Below are 3,797 nucleotides of genomic sequence, written 5' to 3'. Positions count from 1 at the left end.
CGAAACCCCATCACCGACATCAACAGCCTCACCCTCACCTGCCACCCCAACCACGACCAAACCGAACAAGGCTGGACCACCCGCAAAAACCACCACGTCCACACCGAATGGATCCCACCCCCACACCTCGACCACGGCCAACCCCGCACCAACACCTACTGGCACCCCGAAAAACTCCTGCGCGCAGAAGAAGACGACGAGGCGCCCTAACTGTGTGCGCCGGGACAGTAGACGCTGATGGCGTCGAGCAAGAACGGCCGCACCTGCGGGCCCGTCAGGCCCTGACCTTCCAGTTTGGCGGCAAGCTGCAACTGGGAGGTGCTGAACGGGCTCGGCATCGCGCCGAAGTGAAAGGTAAAAGCTCCCGAGCGAGGAAGGCTGTCGTTATCACAACGTTCGTGCGCAAGAGCGATCAACTGATCTGGTGGCCCGGCGGTAATGCCGTCCCGCGACAGCAGGCTCAAAAACTGGTCATCCTGCGGGTCAGCGTGGGCGACCGCTGCCGTCATGAGTACAGCTGCAATAACGGCGGCAAGCCGAGCGATCGAGGTGACGGCCACGACTAAGGGTGACACCGATGACGGCGGAACGCGAGTCCTACCGGCTCAGCGCAGGGATTAGCGGACCGGCAAATGCTTGAGCCCGCCGACGAACGTCGTCGCAACATGCTCGGATCGCCAGTCAGCTCAATCGATTCCACCCGCGCCACCATCTCGGAGAAGAAACTGCTGACTTCCATGCGCGCCAGCGCCGCCCCCAGGCAGAAGTGCACGCCGTAGCCGAACGCCAGGTGCTTGTTGGGATCGCGGCCGATATCGAAGCGGAACGGGTCGGTGAAAACCCTCCTCGTCCCGAGTACCCGACACATACGACAGCAGCAGCGACTCCCCCGCCGCGATCGGGACGCCACGCACCTCGGTGTCCTCGGCAGCAGTCCGCATGAATTCCTTGACCGGAGTGGTCCACCGGATCATCTCCTCGGTCGCCAGCGGCATGAGGTCCGGCACGGCGGCATCATTCCGCTGCTGTACGACTGGCTGTTCGGGATGACGGTGACCGCGGCGGGCATCCGGCCGACGCGGACCGCGTTTCTGCACGTCGACTACCGCAAGATCACTCCGATCGACGAGCCGCTGCAGGCCCGCGGCTCGATCACCGAGATCGACGGTCGGAAAGTTTTCATAGAGGCTACTATGACATCGGCCGATGGCGCAGTGCTCAGCGAAGCCAACGGCTTAATGGTTCGCTTGTTTCCGCACCAGCCGTGAGGGTCCAGATGTCTGACATCGCAGTCGAATTCACCGTTCCCGCCGTCACTGCCGCGGTGGCCGCAGCGATTCCGGACCGCGAGCTGATCATCCAGGGCGATCGCCGCTTCACCTACGCCGAAATCATGGAGCGGGCGCAGCGGCTGGCCGCCTACCTGCACTCGCGCGGGCTGGGCTGCCACACCGACCGATCGGGCCTCCAGGGCCACGAAGTAGGGCAGGATCTCGTCGGGCTGTATGCCTACAACGGCAACGAATTCGTCGAGTCGCTGATCGGCGCCTTTGGCGCACGGGTCGCGCCATTCAACGTCAACTTCCGGTACGTCAAGAGCGAGCTGCACTATCTGCTCGCCGACTCGGGTGCGACGGCATTGATCTACCACGCCGCCTTCGCGCCGCGGATCGCCGAAGTGTTGCCGGATCTTCCGCAGCTGCGAGTCCTGATTCAAATTGCCGACGATTCGGGCAACGCATTGCTCGACGGCGCCGTGGATTACGAGACTGCTATCAATTCCGAATCCCCGACACCGGTTGTCCGGCACTCTCCCGACGACTTGTATGTGCTCTACACCGGCGGAACGACCGGGATGCCCAAGGGCGTACTGTGGCGTCAACACGACATCTTCATGACGTCGTTCGGCGGCCGGAACCTGATGACCGGCGAGCCCACCCGCTCCCTCGACGAGCTCGTCGGGAGATTAGCCGGAGGCACCGGCACCAAGCTGATGATTCTGCCGCCACTGATTCACGGCGCGGCGCAATGGAGCGTCATGACCGCGATCTCGATGGGACAAACCGTCGTATTCCCCGCTGTCGTCGATCATGTGGACGCCGACGACGTCGTCCGCACGATCGAGCGGGAGAAGGTCATGACGGTGACGGTGGTCGGCGATGCCATCGCCCGGCCACTGGTCGCCGCCATCGAAAAGGGCATCGCGGATGTGTCGTCGTTGGCCGTGGTGGCCAACGGTGGCGCGCTGCTGACGCCGTACGTCAAGCAACGTCTGATCGACGTTCTGCCGAACGCGATCATCATCGACGGCGTCGGGTCATCGGAGACCGGTGGCCAGATGCACCACATATCTACGGCGGCAACGGTATCGACGGGCACCTTCAATGCCGGATCCGATACCTGCGTCGCCGCTGAAGATCTCGGGACGATCTTGGAGTCGGGCCACGAGGGAATGGGGTGGCTGGCTCAACGCGGCTACATTCCGCTCGGCTACAAAGGCGATGCCGCGAAGACTGCGGCCACCTTCCCGGTGATCAACGGTGTGCGATACGCGGTTCCGGGCGACCGCGCTCGACATTTGGCAAACGGGAACATCGAACTGCTGGGCCGCGACTCGGTGACGATCAACTCCGGCGGCGAGAAGATCTTCGTCGAGGAGGTCGAAACCGCGATCGCATCGCATCCCGCCGTGGTCGACGTCGTCGTCAGCGGCAGGCCCAGTGAACGGTGGGGCCAGGAGGTCGTGGCCGTGGTGGCGCTCGCCGACGGCGCGAAGGCCGATGCCGGTCAGCTAATCGACCACGCCGCAGAGACATTGGCCCGGTACAAGCTGCCCAAGGCAATCGTGTTCCGAGCCGCGATCCAGCGCAGCCCGGCCGGCAAAGCCGACTACCGGTGGGCCCGCGACCAAGCGGTCGGCGAGGCTTAGCCTAGCGACACCGGTAGGTGCTTGAGCCCGTGCAAGCCGATGGTGCCGTTGAATACGGGATCGCCGGCCAGAGCGAGTAGCGGATAGCGCTCGAACAGCGACTGCAGGCCGATGTGCAATTCCATCCGCGCCAACGCCGCTCCCAGGCAGACGTGAACGCCCGTGCTGAAACTGAGGTGCTCGCGGGCGTTGGGCCGGGTGACATCGAAGGCGTCCGGAAGTTCGAACACCGCCGGATCCCGATTTGCACCGCCCGCCAGCAGAAACAGTGGCTCGTTCGCGCGGAGCGAAAAGCCATGAATTTCAACGTCTTCGGCCGCAACACGCGCCACGATCTGCCCTGCGGTGTCATAGCGCAGGATCTCCTCGACCGCGCTTGGCCACAGCTCGGGATTCGCGCGCAACGTGGCCAGCTGATCGGCATGACGGACCAGCGCCACGACGCCCTTGCTCATGACGTGGTTCGTGGTGACGAAACCCGCGCCGAGGAGAAAGCCGGCAAGCATCCTGATCTCGGCTTCGGACAGATCCCCGCTGTGCACGACATCGGACAAAACGCTGTCGCCCGCGTTACCTTTCCTCAGCCGATCGACATGGGCGGCCAGGTACCGGTCAAATTCACCCAGAATGCTTGTGGCCGTGCGGAAGTCGCGCCAAGATGGAGCGACCGAGCCGATCAGCCGGGAGGTGGCGTCGGCAACGTGCTCCAGGTAGCCCATCTCGTCGGCCGGCATGCCGAGCATTTCGGTGATGACCGCGAGCGGAATCCTCGAACAGTACTCCTCGACCAGGTCGCATGATGGCCGACCCGCCAGGCCGCGGAGTAGACCGTTGACCACGTCGTGCACCCGGGCACGAAGGCCGTCAA

The 3,797-nt window shown here is 64.0% G+C and carries 3 protein-coding genes and 3 pseudogenes; 3 read left to right on the top strand and 3 right to left on the bottom strand.

Annotated features, from left to right (window positions below; genetic code table 11):
* Positions 1-210, top strand: a pseudogene (locus AC2VOU_RS15600) (HNH endonuclease signature motif containing protein); the annotation flags it as partial.
* Here AC2VOU_RS15600 and AC2VOU_RS15595 read toward each other — a convergent pair.
* Both AC2VOU_RS15595 and AC2VOU_RS15590 read right to left on the bottom strand, forming a co-directional pair.
* Positions 207-560 (bottom strand): DUF732 domain-containing protein, encoded by a 354-nt coding sequence (locus tag AC2VOU_RS15595; RefSeq protein WP_486958188.1) that lies wholly within the window; start codon positions 558-560, stop codon positions 207-209. The pseudogene AC2VOU_RS15600 and the gene AC2VOU_RS15595 sit on opposite strands and share 4 nt — an antisense overlap.
* A 57-nt stretch (positions 561-617) precedes the next feature.
* Positions 618-1,001, bottom strand: a pseudogene (locus tag AC2VOU_RS15590) (cytochrome P450); the annotation flags it as partial.
* A gap of 3 nt (positions 1,002-1,004) precedes the next feature.
* Between AC2VOU_RS15590 and AC2VOU_RS15585 the strand changes: the two are divergent.
* Together AC2VOU_RS15585 and AC2VOU_RS15580 are read left to right on the top strand one after the other, a co-directional pair.
* Positions 1,005-1,268: pseudogene (locus AC2VOU_RS15585) on the top strand (PaaI family thioesterase); the annotation flags it as partial.
* An 8-nt stretch (positions 1,269-1,276) separates the two neighbouring features.
* Positions 1,277-2,929 carry an acyl-CoA synthetase gene (locus AC2VOU_RS15580; protein WP_486958187.1) on the top strand — a complete coding sequence of 551 codons (1,653 nt, stop codon included), beginning with the start codon at positions 1,277-1,279 and terminating at the stop codon, positions 2,927-2,929.
* Here AC2VOU_RS15580 and AC2VOU_RS15575 read toward each other — a convergent pair.
* A partial coding sequence (locus AC2VOU_RS15575) for a cytochrome P450 (protein WP_486958186.1) occupies positions 2,926-3,797 on the bottom strand: 872 nt, incomplete at its 5' end. The genes AC2VOU_RS15580 and AC2VOU_RS15575 overlap by 4 nt on opposite strands.

The organism is Mycobacterium sp. TH-M25 (genome assembly GCF_057473665.1).
This window is presented reverse-complemented; position numbering and strand designations above follow the sequence as displayed.